This is a genomic window from Nioella aestuarii (assembly GCF_050896395.1).
GTDB classification, from domain to species: domain Bacteria; phylum Pseudomonadota; class Alphaproteobacteria; order Rhodobacterales; family Rhodobacteraceae; genus Nioella; species Nioella aestuarii.
Map to the genome: position 1 here is coordinate 99,393 of NZ_JBPBBA010000002.1, position 21,813 is coordinate 121,205.

The window sequence follows — 21,813 nt, forward strand, 5'->3', positions numbered from 1 at the left end:
TTTGCACCGGCGGAGAATGTCAGCTCTGAGCCCGAAGTGGTCATTCAGAATAGGTAAATTGTCAGGTGATGACACCCAAGTCCGACAGAGGCTCCAGGACCATCTGGAGGTCCGTTTCGCGCCGAAGGCGGAATACGTTACGAACCTGGTCAATCGATTGATGCCCGTGCTGGCGGATCAGCGTTACGCTTTGATCATACGCCTCGGCCATTTGACCTGTGCGGTGAAGGCCGGCGCATGTCACTAATTCCGACATAAGCCAAACCGGGTGATCCGCCAGGGAAATACGGCCGTTTTCCACGCAGGCGTCATAGTTTCCCAACAAGTAGTGGGCGACGGCGCGCACGCAGCCGTAAAAACCGCGCAGCGGGTCATTCGGGCTGATGTCTTGCAGCCGGGAGGCCCATTGCAGCGCCTCGGCCGGGCGCCCATCAAGACTCAGACACATGGTCAGTTGATTGTAGGACACCGGGAATGACGGGTTGGTATCAATGGCGCGACGGAGATTGGGCGCTGCCCGGTCAAGTTCTCTGCGGCCATTCTGGAAAACCCCCAGTCCAAAGTGTCCAAGATAGAAATTGGGGTCTATTCCGATGGCCCGTTCAGCTGCTGCCATACCCTGTTCGATGCTCGCCTGCGGCTTGGCCGAAAAGACGTGGTCCAGCCAGGTCGCATAAGCGAAAGTTCCCTGTGCCAAGGCGCTTTCCGGCATGTCCTTCAAGACATCTGCGACCAGGCCAACCGCATTGGACACAAGAGGCGCCCGGCAGGTGTCGGCGAGTTGTCGGGCACGCATCAATTGCAGCCAGGCATCAAAATTCCGTTCAGGAGCGCGCGTTCTAAGGCCGGCCTCGGCCTTGACGAGTTCAGGTTCGATCCGGGCCGCGGCCCCGGCTGCAAACTCGTCCAGCGCAATCAGTGTTTCGTCGAGGTAGGTCTCGAACCTATCAGCCCAGAGATGCTCACTCGTGTGGGCCGAGGCGAGTTCGAGTTTCACGCAAAGCTTTCTGCCCCGTTGCTGAACTGAGCCGGTCAAAACGTAATCGACGCCAAGTTCCTCGCGCAGCCTCTTGGGGGAGACCGGGGTTCTGCCATAGATCGATGCCTGCAGGCAGGACATGACCGAAAACCAGCGGTAGCCTGCCAGCGTTGCAATCAGCTCTTCGGAAAGTCCCGCAGACAAAGAGGACGATTGTTCGGCCTCGCCTTCAACGCGGAAGGGCAGAACGATCAATGCTGGGCGCGGTGTCGAGGGCCGCTCGGCGATCAGTCCGGTGGCCGACTTTTCGCGCGGTGCCGCCGGGGCCGCGCTGCGCAGGCTGCGATAAAGGGCTGCCGTGATTTGATCCGGGCTGACGTCGAGTTCGTTTCGCAGCAAGCCGCTAAAGCTGTGAAACTCCTGTAATGCCTGTGCCCGTTCACCCGCTCCGTCGAGCGCCCGCATCAAAAGCCGCCGTCCCTCCTCGTGATAGGGCGACAGTTCGGTGATCCGGCGCGCAGCGGCAATCGCTTCGGTCCATTCGGTCTGGTCCAGCAGAGCCAGACAATGCTGCGTCAGCCGGTTTACGGCCAGATCGCTCAGCCGTCGCCGCTCCAGTGCAAGCCAGTCGTCATATTCCGGCGTCAGCCCATCATATCCGTCAAGCAGGGTTTGCGACAGGCGCTCCGGCACGTTCCCGGCGCCTGACAGGGCCGCCTCGGTGAACTGGACGACGTCTATGTCCAGCTGCGACGCATCCAGCGATATATCGCCTGCGCCGCGGGTCAGGATCAACTGCCTGTCTCCGAAGAGACGCCTCAGAACCACCAGAGACTGGCGCAGGCTTTTGCGCGCCTGCGCCTCGGGCCGGTCCGGCCAAAGCAGTCCCCCCAGCTTTTCGCGCTGCGCGGGACGGCGTTGCAGCGCCAGGTAGGCCAGCAGCGCCATATCCTTGCGCGATGCCGGTTTGACGATTTGCCCGGTTGGGTCCCTCAACTCCGGGCCGCCGAAAAGCGCCAGTGAAAATTTCATGGTCAAATTCTCGCCAATTCGCGTTTTAGGTCAAGAATTTCACCGTAATTGGCCCGGCAGGATGCATTTTTGCCGTTTCTTTGCCGCCGGCCGGACGTTGGCGAGGACGCCCTTCCTCAAGGATCGACGGCAGTTCCGATGGGTGACCAGCAGCAGGGAGATAGACCATGCAAGAGCTTCAAGAACATCCGGTACTGGAAAAGAATGAAAAGGCCGCAGCCATGTGGAGCGGTGGCGGCGCCGATTACGACCGTATCAGCCTTGGGATTTCCTCCGCGCTCGATCACGCCGTCGCCCGGCTTGCGCCTGCCGAGGGGATGAAGGTTCTCGACATCGCGACCGGCACAGGCTTTACGGCCAGGCTCGCGGCGCGGCGCGGCGCCCGTGTGACCGGTGTCGATATTGCCGAAGGGCTGCTCGAGGCGGCGCGTGGCAAGGCCAAAGCTGAGGGCCTACAGATCGACTGGCAGCTTGGCGATGCAGAGCGGCTGCCCTTTGACGACAACAGCTTTGACGGGGCGATTTCTACCTTCGGGATCATGTTCGCCACCGATCAGGAGGCAGCCCTGTCCGAACTTGTCCGCGTGGTGCGCCCCGGCGGGCGGATCGTCGTGGCGGCCTGGACGCCCGACAGCAACGCTGTTGCCCTGCGCAAGGCGGTGGCTCCTTTCATGTCCGCGCCGCCTGCCGGCGCGCCTACCCCTCCTTCACCCTTCAACTGGGGCGATCCCGACTGGCTGCGCACCAGCCTCGGGCAACATGTTTCTCTCGGGATCGAAGATGCAGATACCGTGCACCGTCTTCCGGATGCTCAAACGGTTTGGGAGGAATACTCCCGCGGTTTCGGACCAGTGCGTGCGGTGGCGCAGAGCCTGGATGAAACCCGGCTGGCAGAGATGCGCAGTGCTTTCCTGGAGTGGGTCGAACAATTCCGAACCGATCTGGGGATCGCGATGCCGTTTCGGTACGTCGTCAGCGCCGGCATCAAAACCTCCTCCTGACTTCTGATGGGATGAAAACGGTTCCGGGCTAATCGTGGGCCCGGAACGTTATGCAAATGGAGAGAACGATGGGACTTCTAGACGGAAAAACAGCTCTCGTAACGGGTGCCAGCCGGGGCATAGGACGAGGTATAGCGATCGAACTGGCGCGGGAAGGCGCCGCGGTTGCCGTTGCGGCGCGAACGGTATCGCCGGATAGTCCGGCCCGCGTGGATGGGGACGGCGCGCGCGTTGGCGGTTCGCTCGACGGCCTCGTGGTGCAGATCACGAATGAAGGCGGACAGGCCGTCGCATTCCCTTGCGACCTGAGCCATGCAGACCAGATCACCGCGCTGGCCAATGCTGTCAGGGATCGCTTCGGGCGCATCGACATCCTGGTCAATAACGGCATGCCCCAGCACACGATGACAGGCCGTTTCTGGGAACTGCCCGCGGAGGTTTACGAAGGCCAGATGACGATTGGCCCGCGCTCGTATTTTCTGGCAGCGCGCGCATGTGTACCGATGATGATCGAGCAGCGCGGTGGCGTCGTCGTCAACATCTCTTCGCCAGGCTCCTGCATAGACTTCTATGGCGCGGCCTACAGCGTGGCGCGCGCCGCATCAGACCGCATGGTGCAGGCCTTTGCCACCGACTTGGACGGGACAGGGGTTCGCGCCTACTCGCTCTGGCCCTCCTATATCCGGACCGAACGCCTGGTCATGGCGGCTGAAGGCCAGCCCGCCGGCTTTGACGTGCCCGAAGGGTTCGACCCCGCGACGGGGGCAAATTCGCCCGAAATGGTGGGGCGCGGCATCGCCCGATTGGCCGCCGACGAAAAGGACGAAATGGAGCGCAATGGCAAAGTGGTGACGTTGGCTGAACTGTCCGACTACTACGGCTTTTCCGATACGGACGGACGCCCGGCAATTCGCCATATGTTCATTGACCCGATGATCGAAAACTTTGGTCGCGTGTTTCCGCTAGCTTTCGAAAAAATCGCCAAATGAGACTCGCGAAGGGCGCACGCAGCGAACGGCGGCTTCGTCCGCAAAGCCGACTTCGGGTCGGGGTCCGCCGTCTCGGATCTAGATCACTAGAACCGCTGGCCTCACCCGTCTCGGAATATCTCCGCAGCCCCCTCACCGCTCGCCCCCGAAAAAAGGGGGTTTCCATCCGGTTTCCGGCACGTAATATGCGCCCCATGACGACGCACACTCATATCCGGACCCTGACCGCCCCCACGGGCGGCCTAGACCTGTGCGCTCTTCTTCTCCTTAGCCGCCTCTGAGCGTGCCTTTCGGCGCGACCGCTCAGGGGGGAACCAGCGCCGAAACGACACCAAAAGACAATCTGGCTAAGACCAAGGATACCCCCATGACCATCGACAAAGATCGCGTGTTGATCTTCGACACCACCCTGCGTGACGGCGAACAGTCGCCCGGCGCCACCATGAGCCATGACGAGAAGCTGGAAATTGCAGCCCTTCTGGACGAGATGGGCGTCGACATAATCGAGGCCGGCTTCCCCATTGCCTCGGAAGGTGATTTCGCCGCCGTGTCCGAGATCGCGAAACTGGCGAAATCCGCCACGATCTGCGGCCTTGCGCGGGCCAACTACAAGGATATCGACCGCTGTTGGGAGGCCGTGAAACACGCGAAATCCCCGCGCATCCATACCTTCATCGGCACCTCACCGCAGCACCGCGCCATTCCGAACCTGACCATGGACGAGATGGCAGACCGTATCCATGAAACCGTGACCCATGCCCGCAACCTCTGCGACAACGTGCAGTGGTCGCCGATGGATGCGACCCGGACGGAATGGGATTACCTCGCACGTGTGGTCGAGATTGCCATCAAGGCGGGCGCCACCACGATCAATATCCCCGATACCGTCGGCTACACCGCCCCGGTGGAATCGGCTGACCTGATCCGCCGCCTGATCGCGGAGGTGCCCGGCGCCGACGACGTGATCTTTGCAACCCATTGTCACAATGACCTCGGCATGGCGACGGCCAACGCGCTTGGGGCTGTTGCGGGTGGCGCGCGGCAGATCGAATGCACCATTAACGGTCTGGGCGAACGGGCCGGCAACACCGCGCTGGAAGAAGTCGTGATGGCCCTGAAAGTGCGCAACGACATCATGCCCTACACGACCGGCATCGACACGACCAAGATCATGCATATCTCGCGCCGGGTTTCGACCGTGTCAGGTTTCGCCGTGCAACCCAACAAGGCCATCGTCGGCAAGAACGCCTTCGCCCATGAAAGCGGCATCCATCAGGACGGGATGCTGAAATCGGCCGACACGTTCGAGATCATGCGACCGGAGGATGTGGGCCTTGCCGGGACCTCGCTGCCTCTGGGCAAGCATTCGGGCCGGGCGGCGCTGCGCGCGAAGCTGAAGGATTTGGGCTTCGATATGGTGGACAACCAATTAAATGACCTGTTCGTGCGCTTCAAGGCGCTGGCCGACCGCAAGAAAGAGGTCTTCGACGACGACCTGATCGCGCTGGTGACGGATGCCGCCGCGGCGGGCACCGAGGATCATCTGGAGCTGAAATTTCTGCGCGTGATCTGCGGCACCGAGGCGCCCCAGTCTGCCGACATCACGCTGCGCGTGGGCGACAAGGACAAGCAGGCTACCGCACAAGGCGACGGCCCGGTCGATGCGGCCTTCAACGCTGTGAAGGCGCTTTATCCGAACGAAGCGGCGCTGCAGCTCTATCAGGTCAGCGCCGTGACCGAAGGCATGGACGCGCAGGCCACCGTGACCGTCCGCATCGAGGAAGACGGGCGCATCGCCACGGGCCAATCGGCGGATACAGACACAGTGGTCGCCAGCGTCAAGGCGTACGTCAACGCGCTCAACCGTTTGATCGTCCGGCGCGAGAAGCTGGGTGAAGGCAGCGACAAGCGCGAGGTGTCCTATAAGGACGTGAACTGATCAATGCAGCGGCCGCCCCACAAAGGCGGCCGCTCTGTCATTCAGGCACTGCGTTCAGATCACGGGCCATCTCCTCTATCGCGGCCCAGATCTTTCCCGGCACCCATAGCGGTTTTCCCTGCGCCGCCGCGCATTGTTCTCGCTCCCGCTCTCCAGGCACTTCCACCCGCTCGCGCCCGTCTGCGGGGGCAGAGGCGCGGATCTCGGCCAGGATCTCTTCTGCCACTGCGTGCATCGCTGGGGCTTCTTGGTAGCGTCGGCAGTCAAGCGCCAGCACCAGCCAGTTTATCTCGCCCTTGAGGACCGGCCCCAGCATCGCCTCGCCCACCAGTTCAGCAATCAGCGCCAGCCCGTAGCCAAGCGGCCCGCCCTTGGGCAGGATCGCACCGCCGTTGAAGTAATCCTCCGGGTTGCAGGACGGCGCGCCATTGCGATCCACGATCAACCCTTCGGGCAGGTCCACCCCCGCCGCGCGCGCTGCGTAGATCCATCCTCCTGCTGCCTGCGACGTCGCAATATCTATGACCACCGGCCCCCGGTCGCCCCCCGGCATGGCGATGCAGAACGGGTTGGTTGGCAGCAACGCCTCGCGCCCGCCATAGGGCGCCACCATGCGCCAGCGCTTGCGATTACCACCACCAAGCGCAATGGACAGACAGCCGCGCCTTGCGGCGATTTCACCAAACGCCCCTAGCCGCCCGGTATGACCGGCCCCCAGCACACCGACGGCGGACAGACCATTTTCCAATGCCGCCTCGGCGGCAATCTCATGTGCGATTCGCATCGCCGGAATGCCGATCCCACCACGGGCCTGCACGCTACGCCTGCCACCCTCATGGCGCATGACCTCTGGCCTTGCCGACGCATCCAATGTGCCGTCCATGAATTCACGGGTGTATTGCAGGGTTCGAACAATGCCGTGGGATTCGACCCCACATTGGTCAGCTTCAACCAGATGCTCAGCGATTTCATTCGCCACATCGGCGGGCGCCCCCGCACGCTGGAACAGCGCCTTTGCCATCATCACTGCGTGTTCCGGGGCAACGGGAACACGGTCATAGACGCTCAGCTTGCCCTGCGGACCGATGCTCTGCTTCATGTCATTCCTTGCCTGACGGGCTCTTGCGGCAAGCAAATGATGGGAACGGCCACTGGGTAAAGGGAAACCTGACGGATCAGGCCAAAATCGGCACCCGCCGCGCGATCTTCAGCCACACCGGCGCAAGACCGAGTGTCAGGACAAGCGTAACCGCCGTCAGTTGCACCGTTTCCAGTCCCGTGAAGATACGCAATGGCACCAGATAGAGCATGTGGGTCAGGTAGATCACCATCGACAGGTGGCGCGGGTCAAACGGCAAATTGCCGATTTTCAGGTCACGCGCCCAGACAAACAGGATCGGGGTCAGCAGGAAGGCTGCAAAATTCAGATCGAAAAAGCCCTCTGGACTGAAGGCCAGATAGGCAAGCCAGGTCTCTGCCAGCAACAGCAACCCCGCCCCCGCGACCATCCACTGCCGTGTTTCCGGGCGAGAGTTCGCCAGCAATCGACCACGATGGAGCAATGTTCCAAGCGCCAGATAGGGGAAGCCGTAGAACAGGAAATTTCGGGTGATCACCAATAGATCGTAGTGGTTTGAAAGCGTTGAAAAATCCAGCAGCGCATTCTCTGCATACTGGATCACGCCACCCACAATGAACAGCCCCGCCGCAAGCGCCATCAGCGCCCAATCCGACAGATTTCGCGCCAGGTAGAGCACCACCATACCGCCGATCAGGGCAGGTAAGTACCACAGATGGAAATACCCGAAGAGAGCCGTCAGTATCAGCCGCATCGGCGTCACCTCCTGTAAGAACAGGATGTAAGGCAGGAAAATCAAGGTCCAGATCACGTAAACCCGGCCCACCCTCCACAGCCACGGACCCAGACCCTTCGCCATCTGCCGGTCAAAGAAATAGCCGGTGGTCAGCAGGAAGAAGGGGACGATGATCCGCGCGAGCCCGTTGTTGAACAGGAAATGTGCAGCCGGGCTAACCGCCTGGAAGGTCGCGCAATGCGCCAGAACCACAAGCAACGCCAACGCAAGCCGGGCCACGTCGATTCCGCCGTAGCGATTGGTGCTCTTTTCTTTTTGATGATCGGCTACGCGAGACGAGCCACTTGGCAAGGTATGGTATGCCATAGTCATTCAACCAGATATCTTATGCTAATTAACAATTGCTAATGACAGCGTCGCCTGCGGTATAACGGCTCAAAATGCAAATTTCATCCCAAAAGATGGGCAAAGTCGTGGCTGGATTGATCAACGCCGCAGGGCCATCGCAGGCGAAATTGCGCTGATTTGTTTTGCTCCGAGGCTTTACCTAACCCCCTGCCCCTGCATATATGCGATGCGTTCCTCGGGGCTGACGGGCATGAGTCCCTCCCCGTAGTCGCCAATGAACCCGAAACACGCGCCACAAGCAGGACTTCCCCTAATATGTTCGGAATTTTCGGCAGCCTCTTCTCCGCTGACATGGCCATCGACCTCGGCACCGCCAACACGCTGGTTTACGTCAAGGGCAAAGGCGTGGTCCTGAATGAACCCTCGGTTGTGGCCTATCAGATCAAGGACGGCGTCAAGAAGGCGCTGGCCTTTGGCGAGGACGCAAAGCTGATGCTTGGCCGGACACCGGGCAGCATTCAGGCCATTCGCCCGATGCGCGAAGGGGTGATTGCCGACTTTGACGTGGCCGAAGAGATGATCAAGCACTTCATCCGCAAGGTCCACAAGCGCACCACCTTCACCAAGCCCAAGATCATCGTCTGTGTGCCCCACGGTGCAACGCCCGTGGAAAAGCGTGCCATTCGTCAGTCGGTGCTTTCGGCAGGGGCGCGCAAGGCGGGCCTGATCGCAGAGCCCATTGCAGCTGCCATCGGTGCCGGGATGCCGATCACCGATCCGACCGGCTCTATGGTTGTCGATATCGGCGGCGGGACGACCGAGGTTGCGGTTCTGTCACTGGCCGACATTGTTTACGCCCGCTCCGTCCGCGTCGGCGGTGACCGTATGGACGAAGCGATTATCAGCTACCTGCGCCGCCAGCAGAACCTTTTGATTGGTGAGGCCACCGCAGAGCGGATTAAAACCTCTATCGGTACCGCCCGTATGCCCGATGACGGGCGCGGCGCCTCGATGCAGATCCGCGGCCGAGACCTTCTGAACGGCGTACCCAAGGAAACCGAGATCAGCCAGGCCCAGGTGGCAGAGGCGCTGGCAGAACCGGTGCAGCAGATCTGCGAAGCCGTGATGGGCGCGCTGGAAGCAACCCCGCCCGACCTTGCCGCCGACATCGTGGATCGCGGCGTGATGCTTACGGGCGGTGGCGCATTGCTTGGTGAGCTTGACCTCGCCCTGCGCGAACAGACGGGGCTGGCTATTTCCGTGGCCGACGAAAGCCTCAACTGCGTGGCGCTCGGCACTGGCAAAGCTCTGGAATACGAGAACCTTTTGCGCCACGCTATCGATTACGACAGCTGATCCGCCGCCCGTCGCGCGGCCCCGATAAAAGGACCACATGGCCCGAGAGCGCACCGACAGCAGCCATATCAGACCCGTCCGGCGCCTTTTGCTGGCGGTCCTGTTGCTGTGTCTTGCGGTCCTGGTGCTGATCTGGCGGATCGACAATCCCCGCGTCGAGCGATTGCGCAGTGCCATCACCGACCGGATCGTCCCAAACCTGGAATGGGTCATGGCCCCGGTGACAGCCTTCGGCCGCATGATCGACGACTTCCAGTCCTACACGCGCCTTTACGAACAGAACGAAGAACTGCGCCGCGAGTTGCAACAGATGCGATCCTGGCGCGAGGCCGCCTTGCAGTTGGAACAGGAAAACGCCCGTCTGCTCGACCTCAATCGCGTGCAGCTGGACCCGGAACTGACCTATGTCACCGGCCTTGTGCTGACCGACAGCGGCAGCCCGTTCCGCCGGTCTGTTCTTCTGAATGTGGGCGCGCGCGATGGCATTCTTGACGGGTGGGCCACGATGGACGGGCTTGGCGTCGTGGGGCGTATTTCCGGGGTTGCGGAAAACACCGCTCGCGTCGTGTTGCTGACCGATGCCGCAAGCCGCGTGCCGGTCACGGTCATGCCCTCCAGCCAGCAGGCGCTGTTGATGGGCGACAATACCGGCCTGCCGCTGCTGGAATTTCTGGAGGATATCGAAGACGTGTCCCCCGGCGACCGGATCGTGACCTCGGGCGATGGCGGCGTGTTTCCCGCCGGCCTGCTGGTGGGTCATGTGGTGGTTGACCGTGACGGCCGGTTGCGCGCCCGCCCCTCTGCCGATTTCTCTCGGCTGAACTTCCTGCGGGTCATGCGCAGCCACCCTGGCACCTCGCTATCGGACCCCGGCGGGCTGATCGGGCCGCCCTGGCCGCTGACACCGGAGCCAGAAGCCGAAGCAGCACCTGAAGCCGGGAACGAGACCGCCGATGGCTGAGGGTGCGCAAAGCCGGATCTGGAGCTATCGGTCGATCTACCTTCTCTTTGGTCTGTCGGTGATCTTCTACAGGTTGTTGCCGCTTGAAACCGGCACCCCCGGCCTGCCCGGGCCGGACTTCATTCTCTGCGTCACCCTGGTCTGGGTGCTGCGCCAACCGACTGCTGTTCCGGTCGGTGCGATCCTGCTTCTGATGCTGCTCAGCGATTTTCTGCTGCAACGCCCGCCGGGGCTATGGACGGCCCTGACAATCGCCGCTGCCGAATACCTGCGCAACCGACGTGCAGGCATCGCAGAAACCCCGTTTCTGTTTGAATGGGGCATGGTTGCGGGCGTGATCCTGGCCATGGTTCTGTCGCAGCGGCTGATTCTCTGGGTGTTGCTGGCCGATCAGCCAAGCCTTGGGCTGTCCTTGATGGAAGGGCTTGCCACGATCGTGATCTACCCGGTTGTCGTCATGGTCTCGAAATTCGCCCTGGGAATGGATAAGTTGCCCGTGGTGGAATCAGAGCCCGGTCGACCATGAAACGGTCCCAGAAAGAATCAGAAGACAGCGCCCGCAAGATCACGCGGCGGTCCATGATCATGGGCGGTTTCATGCTGTTGACGGGTGGAATTCTGGCCGCTCGGATGCGCTATCTTCAGGTGGAACGCGCCGATGACTTCCGCCTGCTGGCAGAGGAAAACCGCATTCGCATCGACTTGCTGCCGCCCGCGCGCGGACTGATCTATGATCGCAATGGGCGGCTTCTGGCGGATAACGAACAGAACTACACCGTCGTCATGGTGCGCGAGAATGTCGAGGATGTGGACGCAGTGCTGGAGCGTCTCTCGCATATCATCAACATCGACATGGCCTCGCTGGCTCGTGCCCGTGAAGACATGATGGCTCGCGCACCCCATGTTCGGGTGACGATCGCTGACCGGCTCAGTTGGGAAGAATTCGCCTCGGTCGCTGTCAATGCACCCGCGCTGCCCGGCATCACACCAGAGGTTGGCCTGTCACGGCTCTATCCGCTCGGGTCCGATTTTGCGCATGTGGTGGGCTATGTCGGTCCCGTCTCGGATTATTATCTGGAAAGCACCGGCGACACCGACCCGATTCTGCAAACCCCGGATTTCCAGGTAGGCCGCTATGCGGTCGAGGCGCGGATGGAGCAGGATCTGAGGGGCGAGGCGGGTAATCTCTGGGTCGAGGTGAACTCTGTCGGGCGCGTCATGCGCGAACTGGATCGCGAAGAACCGGTTCCCGGCGATGACCTGCAATTGACCATCGACACCGGAATTCAGAACTATGCCCAGGCCCGGCTTGGCAACGAAAGCGCGTCGGCCGTGGTGATGGAGGTCGAAACCGGCGAGGTTCTGGCTCTGGCCTCCTCGCCCTCCTATGACCCAAACCTGTTCGTGCGCGGCATCTCGGTTGCCGAATACAGCAACCTGACCGAAAATCCCTATCGCCCTCTGGCCAGCAAGACCGTGCAGGGCCTCTATCCGCCGGGATCGACCTTCAAGATGGTGACTGCTCTGGCCGGGCTAGAGGCAGGTGTGATCGAGCCGGACGAGACCATAACCTGCAACGGGTTCGTAGAGCTTGGCACCCGCCGGTTTCACTGCTGGCGCAGGGGCGGTCATGGGCGCATGAACATGGAAGACAGCCTCAGCCAATCCTGTGACGTCTACTACTACGATCTGGCCCAGAGGGTCGGGATCGAGGCCATTGCTGCAATGGCACGCCGTCTCGGCCTTGGTATGCGCTACGACCTGCCGCTTTCCGGAGTCGCATCCGGGCTGATCCCCACGCGGGAATGGAAGCTGGCTAACCGGGGCAGCGAATGGGTTGTGGGCGACACGCTGAACGCATCAATCGGTCAGGGGCTTGTGCTCAGCTCGCCCTTGGAACTTGCCGTGATGACCAGCCGCCTGGCCACAGGCCGGCAGATCGTGCCGCAACTGATCCGCACCATGAACGGTGTCGATCAGCGCTCTGATAACTTTGGCGAAATCGACATTCCCGCCGATCATCTCGACATCATCCGCCAGGGCATGTGGTCAGTCACAAATTTCCGCCGCGGCACCGCCTTCAATGCCCGCGTCACGGAAGAGGGCTACGAGATCGCCGGCAAGACCGGCACCAGTCAGGTCCGCAACATCACGGCCGCCGAGCGCGAGGCCGGGGTGACGCGCAACGAAGACCTGCCTTGGGAACGGCGCGACCACGCTCTGTTCGTAGGCTACGCCCCTGCCGACAACCCGCGCTACGCGGTCAGCGTTGTGGTAGAACATGGCGGCGGCGGGTCAGCCGTGGCCGCCCCTATTGCCCGTGACCTTCTGCTGCGCGCCATGTATGGCGAACTTCCGCCCCTTTCTGCCTACCCCGTCGGCCTGCGTCGCGAGATCGAAGAGATGCACGACAACATGGAGCTTCTGCCGCTGGAAATGCTGCAAAACACGGGACGGGTCCGGGCATGAGCTATCTTGAATATACCCAGAAGGCCGCCCCGACCGGGCTGCGCAAGGTGCTGCACCTGAACTGGGCACTGATCATCCTGCTGATAGCCGTGGCCTGCGTGGGCTTCCTGATGCTCTACTCTGTGGCGGGGGGCTCCATGCGCCCATGGGCCGGACCGCAGATGCAGCGTTTCACGCTTGGCATGGTGGCGATGATGATCGTCGCTTTCATACCAATTTGGTTTTGGCGCAATGTTTCGGCCCTGGCCTACGGGCTGTCGCTGATCCTGCTGCTTGTGGTGGAGTTTTTCGGCACCGTCGGCATGGGCGCACAGCGCTGGATCGACCTTGGCTTCATGCGCCTGCAACCCTCGGAGCTGACCAAGATCACGGTGGTGATGTTGCTTGCCGCCTATTACGACTGGCTTGATATCCGCAAGGTCTCGCGCCCGCTCTATGTGCTGATCCCGGTATTGATCATCCTCGTGCCCACCTTTCTGACCTTCATCCAGCCTGACCTCGGCACCGCCGTCCTGATCCTTGTCGGCGGCGCAGCGGTGATGTTCTGCGCGGGTGTCCACTGGGCGTATTTTGCTGCCGTAATAGCCGCGGCGGGCGGCATCGTGACGGCGGTCTTCGCCTCGCGCGGTACGGCCTGGCAGTTCCTGCAAGACTACCAGTACCGCCGCATCGACACGTTCCTGGATCCGTCCTCGGATCCGCTCGGCGCGGGCTATCACATCACCCAAAGCCAGATTGCCCTAGGCTCTGGCGGCTGGACCGGGCGCGGTTTCATGCAAGGCACCCAGATCCGGGGCGACTTCCTGCCCGAGGCGCAAACCGATTTCATATTCCCGACGCTGGCCGAAGAGTTCGGTTTCGTCGGCGCGTCGTCGCTTCTGGGGCTATACCTGCTCATCCTGCTCTTTTGCATCGTCACCGCGATCCAGACAAAAGACCGTTTCGCTTCGCTTGTGACGCTCGGCGTGGCGGTAACCTTCTTCCTCTACTTTGCCATCAACATGGCAATGGTGATGGGGCTGGTTCCTGTCGTGGGGGTGCCCCTGCCGCTGGTCAGCTATGGCGGCTCGGCAATGCTTGTGCTCATGGCCGCTTTCGGGTTGGTTCAGTCAGCGCATGTGCACCGCCCCCGCTGAAGGACCCAAGATGCTGACCATCCTCTTCGCCGCCCGCCCCGATCGATGGGGCGACTACGAGGCCCCGCTTAACCGTGCCATTTCCGATGCCGGGTTCACCGATTTCCGCGTGGTGACAGAGGCCGCGCCGGAAGAGGTGGATTACATCGTCTACGCGCCCAACAGCGACCTCAAGGATTTCTCGGTCTTTCCACGGCTGAAAGCGATACTAAGCCTCTGGGCAGGTGTGGAAACCATCGTAGGCAACCCGACGATCACCGCGCCGCTCTGCCGGATGGTCGACACGGGCCTGCGCGAGGGTATGCGCGAATGGGTCACGGGCCATGTGCTACGCTATCATCTGGGAATGGACGCCCATATCAATGCTGAGCCGGGCCTATGGGCACCAAACGTGCCGCCGCTTGCCCGCAACCGCACCGTGGCGATCCTGGGCCTGGGAGAGCTTGGCACAGCCTGCGCCGAGGCCCTCCTGACCTTTGGCTTCAACGTGACAGGGTGGAGCCGCAGCCCAAAGTCGATACCCGGTGTGAACAGCTTTCACGGGGATGACGGATTGTTGGCCTGCCTCAGCGGCGCCGAAATCGTAGTGCTCCTGCTGCCTGACACGCCTGCAACACAAAATACGCTCAATGCCCAGACATTGGCAGTGATGCCGCGTGGCTCTTTCGTGATCAACCCTGGCCGTGGCCCGCTGATCGACGACGAGGCCCTGCTTGCGGCGCTGGATAACGGCCAGATCGCCCACGCCACGCTCGACGTCTTCCGTGTGGAACCGCTGCCGGCAGAGCACCCCTATTGGAACCACCCCAAGGTCACAGTGACACCGCATATCGCGTCAGAGACGCGACCGGAAACCGCCGCGGACATTGTCGCTGAGAACATCAAACGCTCTGAGCAGGGAGTCGAACTGCTCCATCTGGTGGACCGGAACGCGGGCTATTAGGCGCTGCTTTCAGCAATGCTAGCGCAGCCTCGGCGGGGTGTCCGGGTCCATCCCTGGAGACGAGCCTGGCACGTGATCTGGTTTTGCCGGTTCAGGCAGATCGAAACGCAGCCCCGTCTTCGCAAGCGATACGCAGATAGGATCGGAGGCGCGAAAGAAACCCACATCCATGACGCCTGCCTCAATGCCCGAAAAGGTCAGTGCCTCCCCCGCCGCGCGCGCCAGCGCCGGTTCCGCCCCGGGCACCGGATCGACAAAAGCCAGCATGTGCGAACGCCGCCCGCCTACGTAGATGACGCCGCAGAGATAGGCGAGTTTCGCTAGACCCGCAGCGGTTGCAAGCTTGGTGTCCAATGCCGTGATCAACGCCTCTGGCAAACCGATCGGAGCGTGAACTTCTTCCGGCATTTCAACGATTTCATCGGGGGCCTCTGAGAGTATGTTGGCAAGCCAGTCCACCGCGCCGGGAGGAATCAAGATCGATGCTTCGGCGCCGGGATTCACGGCCAGCCCGATCCCCTGCCCTGCCAACATCGCGGCCAATCCGCGGCCAGAGAGAACCGCATAAGGGGCCGGGCCTTCAGCGAATTCCGCAAGTCTTTCTTCCCGGTCGAAGACCAGCACGTAGTTTGCGTCATCGACCGGAAAAACCTGCGGGCTGATCTCGTCACCACCTGGCTCGCTGGCCAGCGCGAGGAACAGTTCGCTATCGGCAAGCCGCTCATAAAAGCGCAAACGCAGCGCATCGTCCTCTGGAGCCGCGTCCATCGCGGTCAGGGCGGCGTCGATCGGGGTCGTCTCGGTCATCGGTTCAGCACCTCCTGGACACGGGCGCGCAGCACAGGCAACAGCTCAGCCTCGAACCACGGATTCCGCTTCATCCATGCGGTATTGCGCCACGACGGATGGGGCAAGGGCAGTACGCGGGGCGCATGGTCGCGCCAGGCTGCGACGCGGGCGGTGACGGTGGATTTACCCGGCAGGTGCCAGCTTTGGGCGTGACCACCGACCAGCAGCGTTAGCTCAATAGCAGGCAGCTGTTCGAGCAGGCGCCTGCGCCAGGTCCACGCACATATCGGCGGAGGGGGACGGTCGGCCCCCTTCGCATCATAGCCAGGGAAACAAAACGCCATGGGCACAATCGCGATCTGGTCCCGGTCGTAGAAAACCTCTTCCTCGACCCCCATCCATTGCCGTAGCCGATCCCCGGACGGGTCAGTGAAAGGCTTGCCCGAGCGATGAACCCGCAGCCCCGGTGCCTGCCCCGCAATCAGCAAACGAGCGCCGGATGTTGCCCACAGAACCGGGCGTGGTGCATGGGCCGTTTCCGTCGCTGCAAAGCGGTCGGCACAGAGTCGGCAGGTTGCGATGTCTTGTACCAGCTCATCAAAATGCATGGGCGAAGAAAAGCGCGGATGGCAGGCAAAGGAAAGGGCTCGTCGTCTTTTGACGCCGAACCGGGCGCGCGCACGCTCAAGCCCCCCTTGGCAGGGGAGCCTTCGCGCACACGCATTTCCATGGACGTTCTGCACGATCACCGCGTTTCATGACCCTGCTTGAGCGTTGCGTCCAAGGCTGGCGTCAGAATCTGGGGGCTGGACATCATTTCGTTATTTCTATAATTATAGAATCATGAAACAGAACATCGACATCCCCGCCCTCACTTTCGCCGCTTCTGCCTTTGCGGCCCTTGGCTCTGAACAGCGGCTATCCATCTTGCGCCGACTGGTCCGCGCCGGACCGGAAGGTTTGCCGATCGGAGAGCTGGGTGAGGCAGTGGGGATCACCGGCTCCGTCCTGACCCATCACCTCAAACAGATGGTTTCTGCCGGTTTGCTGCAACAGCACCGCGACGGGCGACGCATCATCTGCGCGGTGGACTATGACGAGATCCGCCGACTGTCTGACTATCTATTGACCGAATGCTGCGCTGATCGGGGCGGGCATCATCAAGGAGGCCATCATGGCTGATCTCACCCAATCCCCTGCCCCGTTGCGCACCCTGTGGGGACGTTTCGACAAAGTCCTGCTGACCTGCGCCGCAATTGCCCTGGCCATCTTTCTGCTGGATCGCGCGGCCTTTGCGCCGTCCATCACCGAAGCCTTCACGAGCCTTGCCCATACCGGGCCCTTCATTCTGTTTGCGGTTGCCGCCATCGGGGTCATGCGCGCGACCGGATCCGAACGACTGCTGGAAGGCGCGTTCGAAGGGCGGGAGGTCCGGATGATCATACTCGGGGCGCTTGCAGGCGGCCTGTCGCCGTTCTGTTCCTGCGAGGTCATCCCCTTCGTGGCCGCCTTGCTGGCTGCCGGCGCACCATTATCCGCAGTCATGGCCTTCTGGCTGGCCTCCCCCCTTATGGACCCGGCCATGTTCGCGATCACGGCAGGTGCGATCAGTTTCGACTTTGCCATGGCCAAGACCGTGGCGGCCATCGCCATCGGACTATTCGGCGGCTTCAGCCTAATGGCGTTGACTGGCACCGCCTTGCTTGCGGATCCTCTTAAGGCACAGACCCCCACGGGCTGCGGTTCTTGCTGCGGCACCAGAAAGCTGAGCCTCAACTGGCGCTTCTGGCAAGAGACCGAGCGCCGCAGCTTGTTCGCTCGCGCTGCCTGGGACAACCTGCTGTTCCTGGGAAAATGGCTGCTGCTGGCCTATCTCTTGCAGGCATTGCTGATCCGCTACGTCCCCGCCGAATGGATCGGCACCGCGCTTGGCGGAGATGGAATCGGTCCGATCCTTCTTGGCGCCATCCTGGGCGCACCGGCCTATCTCAACGGCTATGCCGCCGTACCGCTGATTGCTGGCCTGCTGGAACAAGGGATGAGCCCCGGTGCCGCAATGGCCTTTGTGATCGCGGGTGGGGTCAGCTGCATTCCCGCCGCTGTTGCTGTCTGGGCGCTGGTGAAGCCGAAAATTTTTGCAGCATATCTGGCTTTTGCTATCGTCGGCGCTATTTTCTCCGGGTTGGCCTGGGGTTTCATCGCCTGAGCTATTGTTCCAACGGGTCCCTTCCGCTATTTGACCGCAACCGGAAAAGCGGAGGGGACAGATGTATCGCGTCTGGAATTTTATCACCAGTTACTCGCTGTTTCTGATCGGGGGCGCGATCCTGGCCCTGATCTGGGCCAACACAAATGCCGAGAGCTACCACCATTTCGTCGAATTCGTTCTGATTGACGACTTCTTCATCGGCCATCTGCATGATGACGGACATGGTCATGTCGTGCGCACGCTGACGCTGCATTACCTGGTGAATGACGTTTTGATGGCGCTGTTCTTCGCCATCGCCGCGAAAGAGGTGTGGGAGGCCGTGATCCTCGAAAACGGCTCGCTGCGCGGCAAAAAAGCGGCAACGCCTCTGGTTGCCACCCTTGGCGGTATGGTCGGGCCGATTTCCGTCTATCTGGGCCTTGCACTGGTCTTCGGGTCGGAAACCTACAGTGCCGTGGCAAACGGGTGGGCAATCCCGACCGCTACCGACATCGCATTTTCCTACCTGGTTGGTCGTATGGTGTTCGGCGCGGGGCACCCGGCGGTGCGTTTCCTGCTGCTGCTGGCCATTGCAGATGACGCGGCGGGCCTGCTGATCCTGGCAATTTTCTACCCCTCTGGCGATCTGGCCCCGGTCTGGCTGCTGCTAAGCCTGGGCGCCGCCATCAGCGTATACTTCCTGTTCAACTGGCTGCCGCGCTATCTGGATCGCGGCGATCAGCTGCGTACGCGGTCCACCTGGGTGCGCAAGAAACTGTCGTTCTGGCCCTATCTGCTTGCCGGATGTCTGAGCTGGTACGGTTTTCAGGAAAGCGGCCTGCACCCGGCGCTTGGGTTGCTACCCATTGTGCCGACCATTCCCCATGCGGATCGCGCCTTCGGCATTTTCGCCGATGCGGAACGGCATCTGCATGACCTGCTGAACGAGATCGAACACGCGCTGAAAGTACCGGTCGAAATCATCCTTGGCCTGTTTGGCCTCCTGAACGCAGGCGTAGAGTTCTCCTCTATGGGGCCGGCGACCTGGTTGGTTCTGGCGGGCCTTCTGATCGGTAAGCCGGTTGGGATCTTCCTGTTCGGCTGGCTAGCAGCAAAGCCGCTTGGACTTGGCATACCAGAGGGCATGAGGATCATCGACCTTGTGGTCATCGGCTGCGTGGCCGCCATCGGCTTTACCGTATCGCTCTTCGTGGCCTCGGTCGCATTCGATGCCGGGCCGGTGCAGGACGCTGCCAAAATGGGCGCACTGTTCAGCTTCTTTGCGGCGGTCGTGTCAATCATCGTTGGCAAAATGCTGCGGGTTGAAAAGAAAGAGGTCTGACCCGTCAGACAGCGAAATCGTTAACCGAAAGCCCCCTTGGCGATGGCCTTGGGGGCTTTTTCTTAAGGGAAATGCCGCAATAGTGTCACATTCCCCGCGAAGAGCTTTGAAATCGTTGCTTAAGGGGACATAATAGCGCCCAAATGAATGGATAAGTTATCCAATAGAAGCTCTGAGCACAGCAATCAGAGCCGAGGTCGGCAGCAGTACAGGGTATTCATGCTCGAGTTTTCGAATGTCTCCAAGTCCTTCTGGACGGGCACACAGCGCAAGGTCATTCTTGACCGGGCCTCTTTTCGTGTCGAACTGGGACAGTCACTCGGGATCCTTGCACCAAATGGAACCGGCAAGACGACCTTGATCAACATGATGGCCGGTCTGGAAAAACCTGACGAGGGCGAGATCACCCGCGCTTGCCGCATCTCGTTCCCGCTTGGGTTCATGGGAGGCGTCATTCCCAGCCTTTCTGCCACAGAAAACAGCCGCTACATCGCCCAACTTTATGGGCTGGACCCAGACTATGTGGAAGCGTTCTGCCGGTGGGTTTGTGACCTGGAAGAATATTTTGACCGCCCGCTCGGGACGTATTCAGCGGGCATGAAGGCCCGGTTCCAGTTTTCTCTGCTACTGGCGCTGGAATTCGATATATACCTGATCGACGAAGGCATGCCGCGAACGACCGACGCCAATTTCAATCGCAAGGCAGGCACGATCCTTGCGGAAAGGCTGAAATCAGCAACCGTGATTATCGTGTCCCACCAAGCGGAAACGCTGGAGAAGTTCGCAAGACGCGCCGCCGTATTGAAGGACGGTCAGTTTTATCAGTTCGACTCTCTCGAAGAGGCTAAGAGACTTTATGACTATGAAACCCAGGGGTAAGAAATTCCGCATTCGGCGCACCGGCCCGACCGCCCCGGTTGGGGAAACGCGCCGTGTCGCAGAAGAATCGCTTGGCGGACCCGTCGAAGATGGGTTCGGCGACATGCGGTTCCCGACTGCCGATGCACCTGCGGCTCAACCTGGTTCGCCCCAACAGCCTGCGCAACGCCAGACCCAGGGCATGACGATCGAGGAAGAACTGGCCGCGATCCGGTCCGAAGGGTTGACTGGGCGCCAGTTGCGCATGGCACGCAGGACCGCGCAGAAACACGGGCTGCAACCCGCTTCCGATTTCGATGCCGTCCGGCTTCTGCGCCGTCAGGGGATCGACCCGTTCGAACGGTCGAACATGCTGGAACTTGTGGTCAATGAAGGCCAACAGCGGGCCGAGGCACAACCGCGCCTGCCCGCGACCGTGCGTCAGCCCGGTGTTCCAGCCGCCGCCCCGCAAATGGCGCCGGCCATGGCCGCCCCGCCAACGCTGGATGATGCCGCCCGCGCGCAGGAAATTCTGCGCATGCAACGCGATATCGCTGCACGCCGTCGCAAGCGGCTGGTGCTGCTGTTCGCGCGTCTCATGGCCTTCGTGATGCTGCCGACGATGCTGGTAGGGTATTACTACTACAATATCGCGACCCCGATGTACGCGACCACCACCCTGTTCCAAATTCAGAAAGCAGAAAGCTCCAGCCCTGCGGGGGGACTTGGCGGCCTGCTTGGCGGCACAACTTTCGCCACTGTGCAGGATTCCATCGCCGTGCAGAGCTTTCTTGAAAGCCGCGAAGCGATGCTGCTTCTGGACGAGGAACTGGGCCTGCGGGAACACTTCTCAGCCCCGGATATCGACCCTTTGAACCGGTTGGCCCCCGACGCTTCGACCGAAGATCTTTACGCACTTTATTCGCGCCACCTGACCATTGGGTATGACCCGACCGAGGGTATGGTCCGGATGGAAGTTCTTGCAGCCGATCCGCAGCTGTCAGCCGCTTTCTCTCAGGCGCTGCTGCGCTATGCAGAGGAACGCGTCGATCAGATGTCGCATCGCTTGCGTGATGACCAGATGTCCGGTGCCCGCGAAAGCTATGCTTCTGCCGAAGACGCGCTTGCCGCCGCTCAATTGCGGGTGGTGAACCTGCAAGAGCAGACCGGTATCCTCAGTTCCGAAGCTGAAGTCGGCGCGCTGTTCAACCAGATCTCCACCTTCGAGATCCAGTTGCAGAACGAACGCCTGCGGCTGGATGAACTGCAATCAGTAGACCGCCCGAACCAGACCCGCGTGGAAGTGGCAGAACGCAATATCGCCCGGCTGGAAGCCCTGATCGCCGAGCTTCGGTCCTCGATGACCGAGGATGCAAACAGTCAGGTTTCGCTTGCACGCATCAGCTCGGAGCTTGCCGTGGCACAGGCCGATCTGCAAACCCGCCAACTGATGCTGAGCCAGGCGCTTCAGGCGCTCGAGAGTGCCCGGCTGGAGGCCGAGCGGCAATCGCTCTACCTCACCATCAGCGTGAACCCGGTGGCCCCGGACGAAGCGGCATTCCCGCGCAAACTGGAAAACACTCTACTTGCCTTCCTGATCTTTTCTGGCATTTACCTGATGCTGTCGATGACGGCCTCAATTCTCAGAGAACAGGTATCCGCCTAACCC

General features: G+C 61.3%; 19 protein-coding genes. 14 read left to right on the forward strand and 5 right to left on the reverse strand.

The features are described from left to right. Window positions 1–61: 61 nt before the first annotated feature. Window positions 62–2,011, reverse strand: coding sequence for a BTAD domain-containing putative transcriptional regulator (locus ACROHD_RS02030; RefSeq protein ID WP_432675615.1), 1,950 nt, complete (start codon window positions 2,009–2,011; stop codon window positions 62–64). Window positions 2,012–2,178: 167 nt separating this feature from the next. Between ACROHD_RS02030 and ACROHD_RS02035 the strand changes: the two genes are divergently transcribed. From ACROHD_RS02035 to ACROHD_RS02045, 3 genes are all read left to right on the forward strand, one after another. Then, the gene (locus ACROHD_RS02035) at window positions 2,179–3,012 is read left to right on the forward strand and encodes a class I SAM-dependent methyltransferase (protein ID WP_432675616.1); all 834 of its coding nucleotides are present in this window, start codon (window positions 2,179–2,181) and stop codon (window positions 3,010–3,012) included. A gap of 68 nt (window positions 3,013–3,080) precedes the next feature. Then, window positions 3,081–4,001 carry an SDR family NAD(P)-dependent oxidoreductase gene (locus ACROHD_RS02040; protein ID WP_432675617.1) on the forward strand — a complete coding sequence of 307 codons (921 nt, stop codon included), beginning with the start codon at window positions 3,081–3,083 and terminating at the stop codon, window positions 3,999–4,001. Between the two features lie 367 nt (window positions 4,002–4,368). After that, window positions 4,369–5,940, forward strand: coding sequence for a 2-isopropylmalate synthase (locus tag ACROHD_RS02045; protein WP_432675618.1), 1,572 nt, complete (start codon window positions 4,369–4,371; stop codon window positions 5,938–5,940). Window positions 5,941–5,977: 37 nt separating this feature from the next. Here ACROHD_RS02045 and ACROHD_RS02050 read toward each other — a convergent pair whose 3' ends face one another. Together ACROHD_RS02050 and ACROHD_RS02055 are read right to left on the reverse strand one after the other, a co-directional pair. After that, window positions 5,978–7,039, reverse strand: coding sequence for an Ldh family oxidoreductase (locus ACROHD_RS02050; RefSeq protein ID WP_432675619.1), 1,062 nt, complete (start codon window positions 7,037–7,039; stop codon window positions 5,978–5,980). 76 nt (window positions 7,040–7,115) lie between these two features. Then, on the reverse strand, window positions 7,116–8,126 hold the full coding sequence (locus tag ACROHD_RS02055) for an acyltransferase family protein (protein WP_432675620.1): 1,011 nt from the start codon (window positions 8,124–8,126) through the stop codon (window positions 7,116–7,118). A 291-nt stretch (window positions 8,127–8,417) separates the two neighbouring features. On the opposite strand from ACROHD_RS02055, the gene ACROHD_RS02060 reads away from it, so the two are divergent. Genes ACROHD_RS02060 through ACROHD_RS02085 form a run of 6 tightly spaced genes read left to right on the forward strand, consistent with a single transcriptional unit; the run spans window position 8,418 to window position 14,967 of the window. Beyond that, window positions 8,418–9,458, forward strand: coding sequence for a rod shape-determining protein (locus tag ACROHD_RS02060; protein WP_432675621.1), 1,041 nt, complete (start codon window positions 8,418–8,420; stop codon window positions 9,456–9,458). A 37-nt stretch (window positions 9,459–9,495) separates the two neighbouring features. Continuing rightward, a complete protein-coding gene (gene mreC, locus ACROHD_RS02065; RefSeq protein WP_432675623.1) occupies window positions 9,496–10,419 on the forward strand; it encodes a rod shape-determining protein MreC in 924 nt (307 codons plus the stop codon). Continuing rightward, window positions 10,412–10,945 carry a rod shape-determining protein MreD gene (locus tag ACROHD_RS02070; protein ID WP_432675624.1) on the forward strand — a complete coding sequence of 178 codons (534 nt, stop codon included), beginning with the start codon at window positions 10,412–10,414 and terminating at the stop codon, window positions 10,943–10,945. Before mreC ends, ACROHD_RS02070 begins: the two co-directional genes overlap by 8 nt. Next, on the forward strand, window positions 10,942–12,888 hold the full coding sequence (gene mrdA / locus ACROHD_RS02075) for a penicillin-binding protein 2 (protein WP_432675625.1): 1,947 nt from the start codon (window positions 10,942–10,944) through the stop codon (window positions 12,886–12,888). Before ACROHD_RS02070 ends, mrdA begins: the two co-directional genes overlap by 4 nt. Further along, window positions 12,885–14,024: a rod shape-determining protein RodA gene (gene rodA / locus ACROHD_RS02080; protein WP_432675626.1), complete on the forward strand. Its 1,140-nt coding sequence runs from the start codon at window positions 12,885–12,887 to the stop codon at window positions 14,022–14,024. Before mrdA ends, rodA begins: the two co-directional genes overlap by 4 nt. A 10-nt stretch (window positions 14,025–14,034) precedes the next feature. Further along, entirely contained in the window at window positions 14,035–14,967 is a 933-nt protein-coding gene (locus tag ACROHD_RS02085) for a 2-hydroxyacid dehydrogenase (protein WP_432675627.1), read from the forward strand. 18 nt (window positions 14,968–14,985) lie between these two features. On the opposite strand, the gene ACROHD_RS02090 is transcribed toward ACROHD_RS02085, so the two are convergent. Together ACROHD_RS02090 and ACROHD_RS02095 are read right to left on the reverse strand one after the other, a co-directional pair. Beyond that, complete coding sequence (locus ACROHD_RS02090; RefSeq protein ID WP_432675628.1) at window positions 14,986–15,774, reverse strand: SseB family protein; 789 nt, start codon at window positions 15,772–15,774, stop codon at window positions 14,986–14,988. Continuing rightward, window positions 15,771–16,364 carry a uracil-DNA glycosylase family protein gene (locus ACROHD_RS02095; protein ID WP_432675629.1) on the reverse strand — a complete coding sequence of 198 codons (594 nt, stop codon included), beginning with the start codon at window positions 16,362–16,364 and terminating at the stop codon, window positions 15,771–15,773. Before ACROHD_RS02095 ends, ACROHD_RS02090 begins: the two co-directional genes overlap by 4 nt. Window positions 16,365–16,599: 235 nt before the next feature. Here ACROHD_RS02095 and ACROHD_RS02100 point away from each other — a divergent pair, with 235 nt between their 5' ends. The 5 genes from ACROHD_RS02100 (at window position 16,600) to ACROHD_RS02120 (ending at window position 21,810) form a co-directional block, all read left to right on the forward strand. Further along, entirely contained in the window at window positions 16,600–16,938 is a 339-nt protein-coding gene (locus tag ACROHD_RS02100; RefSeq protein ID WP_432675630.1) for an ArsR/SmtB family transcription factor, read from the forward strand. After that, window positions 16,931–17,962: a permease gene (locus ACROHD_RS02105; RefSeq protein WP_432675631.1), complete on the forward strand. Its 1,032-nt coding sequence runs from the start codon at window positions 16,931–16,933 to the stop codon at window positions 17,960–17,962. The genes ACROHD_RS02100 and ACROHD_RS02105 overlap by 8 nt, the downstream gene beginning before the upstream one ends. Before the next feature lie 61 nt (window positions 17,963–18,023). Next, window positions 18,024–19,286 carry a Na+/H+ antiporter NhaA gene (locus ACROHD_RS02110; protein WP_432675632.1) on the forward strand — a complete coding sequence of 421 codons (1,263 nt, stop codon included), beginning with the start codon at window positions 18,024–18,026 and terminating at the stop codon, window positions 19,284–19,286. Between the two features lie 219 nt (window positions 19,287–19,505). After that, window positions 19,506–20,165 (forward strand): ABC transporter ATP-binding protein, encoded by a 660-nt coding sequence (locus ACROHD_RS02115; RefSeq protein ID WP_432675633.1) that lies wholly within the window; start codon window positions 19,506–19,508, stop codon window positions 20,163–20,165. After that, on the forward strand, window positions 20,143–21,810 hold the full coding sequence (locus ACROHD_RS02120; RefSeq protein WP_432675634.1) for a KpsE/RkpR family capsule polysaccharide export protein: 1,668 nt from the start codon (window positions 20,143–20,145) through the stop codon (window positions 21,808–21,810). Before ACROHD_RS02115 ends, ACROHD_RS02120 begins: the two co-directional genes overlap by 23 nt. Window positions 21,811–21,813 lie beyond the last annotated feature (3 nt).

Bases quoted from the DNA above. Each gene is read 5' to 3' on its own strand.
- ACROHD_RS02030 (WP_432675615.1), bottom strand. From the start codon at position 2,011: ATGAAATTTTCACTGGCGCTTTTCGGCGGCCCGGAGTTGAGGGACCCA.
- ACROHD_RS02035 (WP_432675616.1), top strand. From the start codon at position 2,179: ATGCAAGAGCTTCAAGAACATCCGGTACTGGAAAAGAATGAAAAGGCC.
- ACROHD_RS02040 (WP_432675617.1), top strand. From the start codon at position 3,081: ATGGGACTTCTAGACGGAAAAACAGCTCTCGTAACGGGTGCCAGCCGG.
- ACROHD_RS02045 (WP_432675618.1), top strand. From the start codon at position 4,369: ATGACCATCGACAAAGATCGCGTGTTGATCTTCGACACCACCCTGCGT.
- ACROHD_RS02050 (WP_432675619.1), bottom strand. From the start codon at position 7,039: ATGAAGCAGAGCATCGGTCCGCAGGGCAAGCTGAGCGTCTATGACCGT.
- ACROHD_RS02055 (WP_432675620.1), bottom strand. From the start codon at position 8,126: ATGACTATGGCATACCATACCTTGCCAAGTGGCTCGTCTCGCGTAGCC.
- ACROHD_RS02060 (WP_432675621.1), top strand. From the start codon at position 8,418: ATGTTCGGAATTTTCGGCAGCCTCTTCTCCGCTGACATGGCCATCGAC.
- mreC (WP_432675623.1), top strand. From the start codon at position 9,496: ATGGCCCGAGAGCGCACCGACAGCAGCCATATCAGACCCGTCCGGCGC.
- ACROHD_RS02070 (WP_432675624.1), top strand. From the start codon at position 10,412: ATGGCTGAGGGTGCGCAAAGCCGGATCTGGAGCTATCGGTCGATCTAC.
- mrdA (WP_432675625.1), top strand. From the start codon at position 10,942: ATGAAACGGTCCCAGAAAGAATCAGAAGACAGCGCCCGCAAGATCACG.
- rodA (WP_432675626.1), top strand. From the start codon at position 12,885: ATGAGCTATCTTGAATATACCCAGAAGGCCGCCCCGACCGGGCTGCGC.
- ACROHD_RS02085 (WP_432675627.1), top strand. From the start codon at position 14,035: ATGCTGACCATCCTCTTCGCCGCCCGCCCCGATCGATGGGGCGACTAC.
- ACROHD_RS02090 (WP_432675628.1), bottom strand. From the start codon at position 15,774: ATGACCGAGACGACCCCGATCGACGCCGCCCTGACCGCGATGGACGCG.
- ACROHD_RS02095 (WP_432675629.1), bottom strand. From the start codon at position 16,364: ATGCATTTTGATGAGCTGGTACAAGACATCGCAACCTGCCGACTCTGT.
- ACROHD_RS02100 (WP_432675630.1), top strand. From the start codon at position 16,600: ATGAAACAGAACATCGACATCCCCGCCCTCACTTTCGCCGCTTCTGCC.
- ACROHD_RS02105 (WP_432675631.1), top strand. From the start codon at position 16,931: ATGGCTGATCTCACCCAATCCCCTGCCCCGTTGCGCACCCTGTGGGGA.
- ACROHD_RS02110 (WP_432675632.1), top strand. From the start codon at position 18,024: ATGTATCGCGTCTGGAATTTTATCACCAGTTACTCGCTGTTTCTGATC.
- ACROHD_RS02115 (WP_432675633.1), top strand. From the start codon at position 19,506: ATGCTCGAGTTTTCGAATGTCTCCAAGTCCTTCTGGACGGGCACACAG.
- ACROHD_RS02120 (WP_432675634.1), top strand. From the start codon at position 20,143: ATGACTATGAAACCCAGGGGTAAGAAATTCCGCATTCGGCGCACCGGC.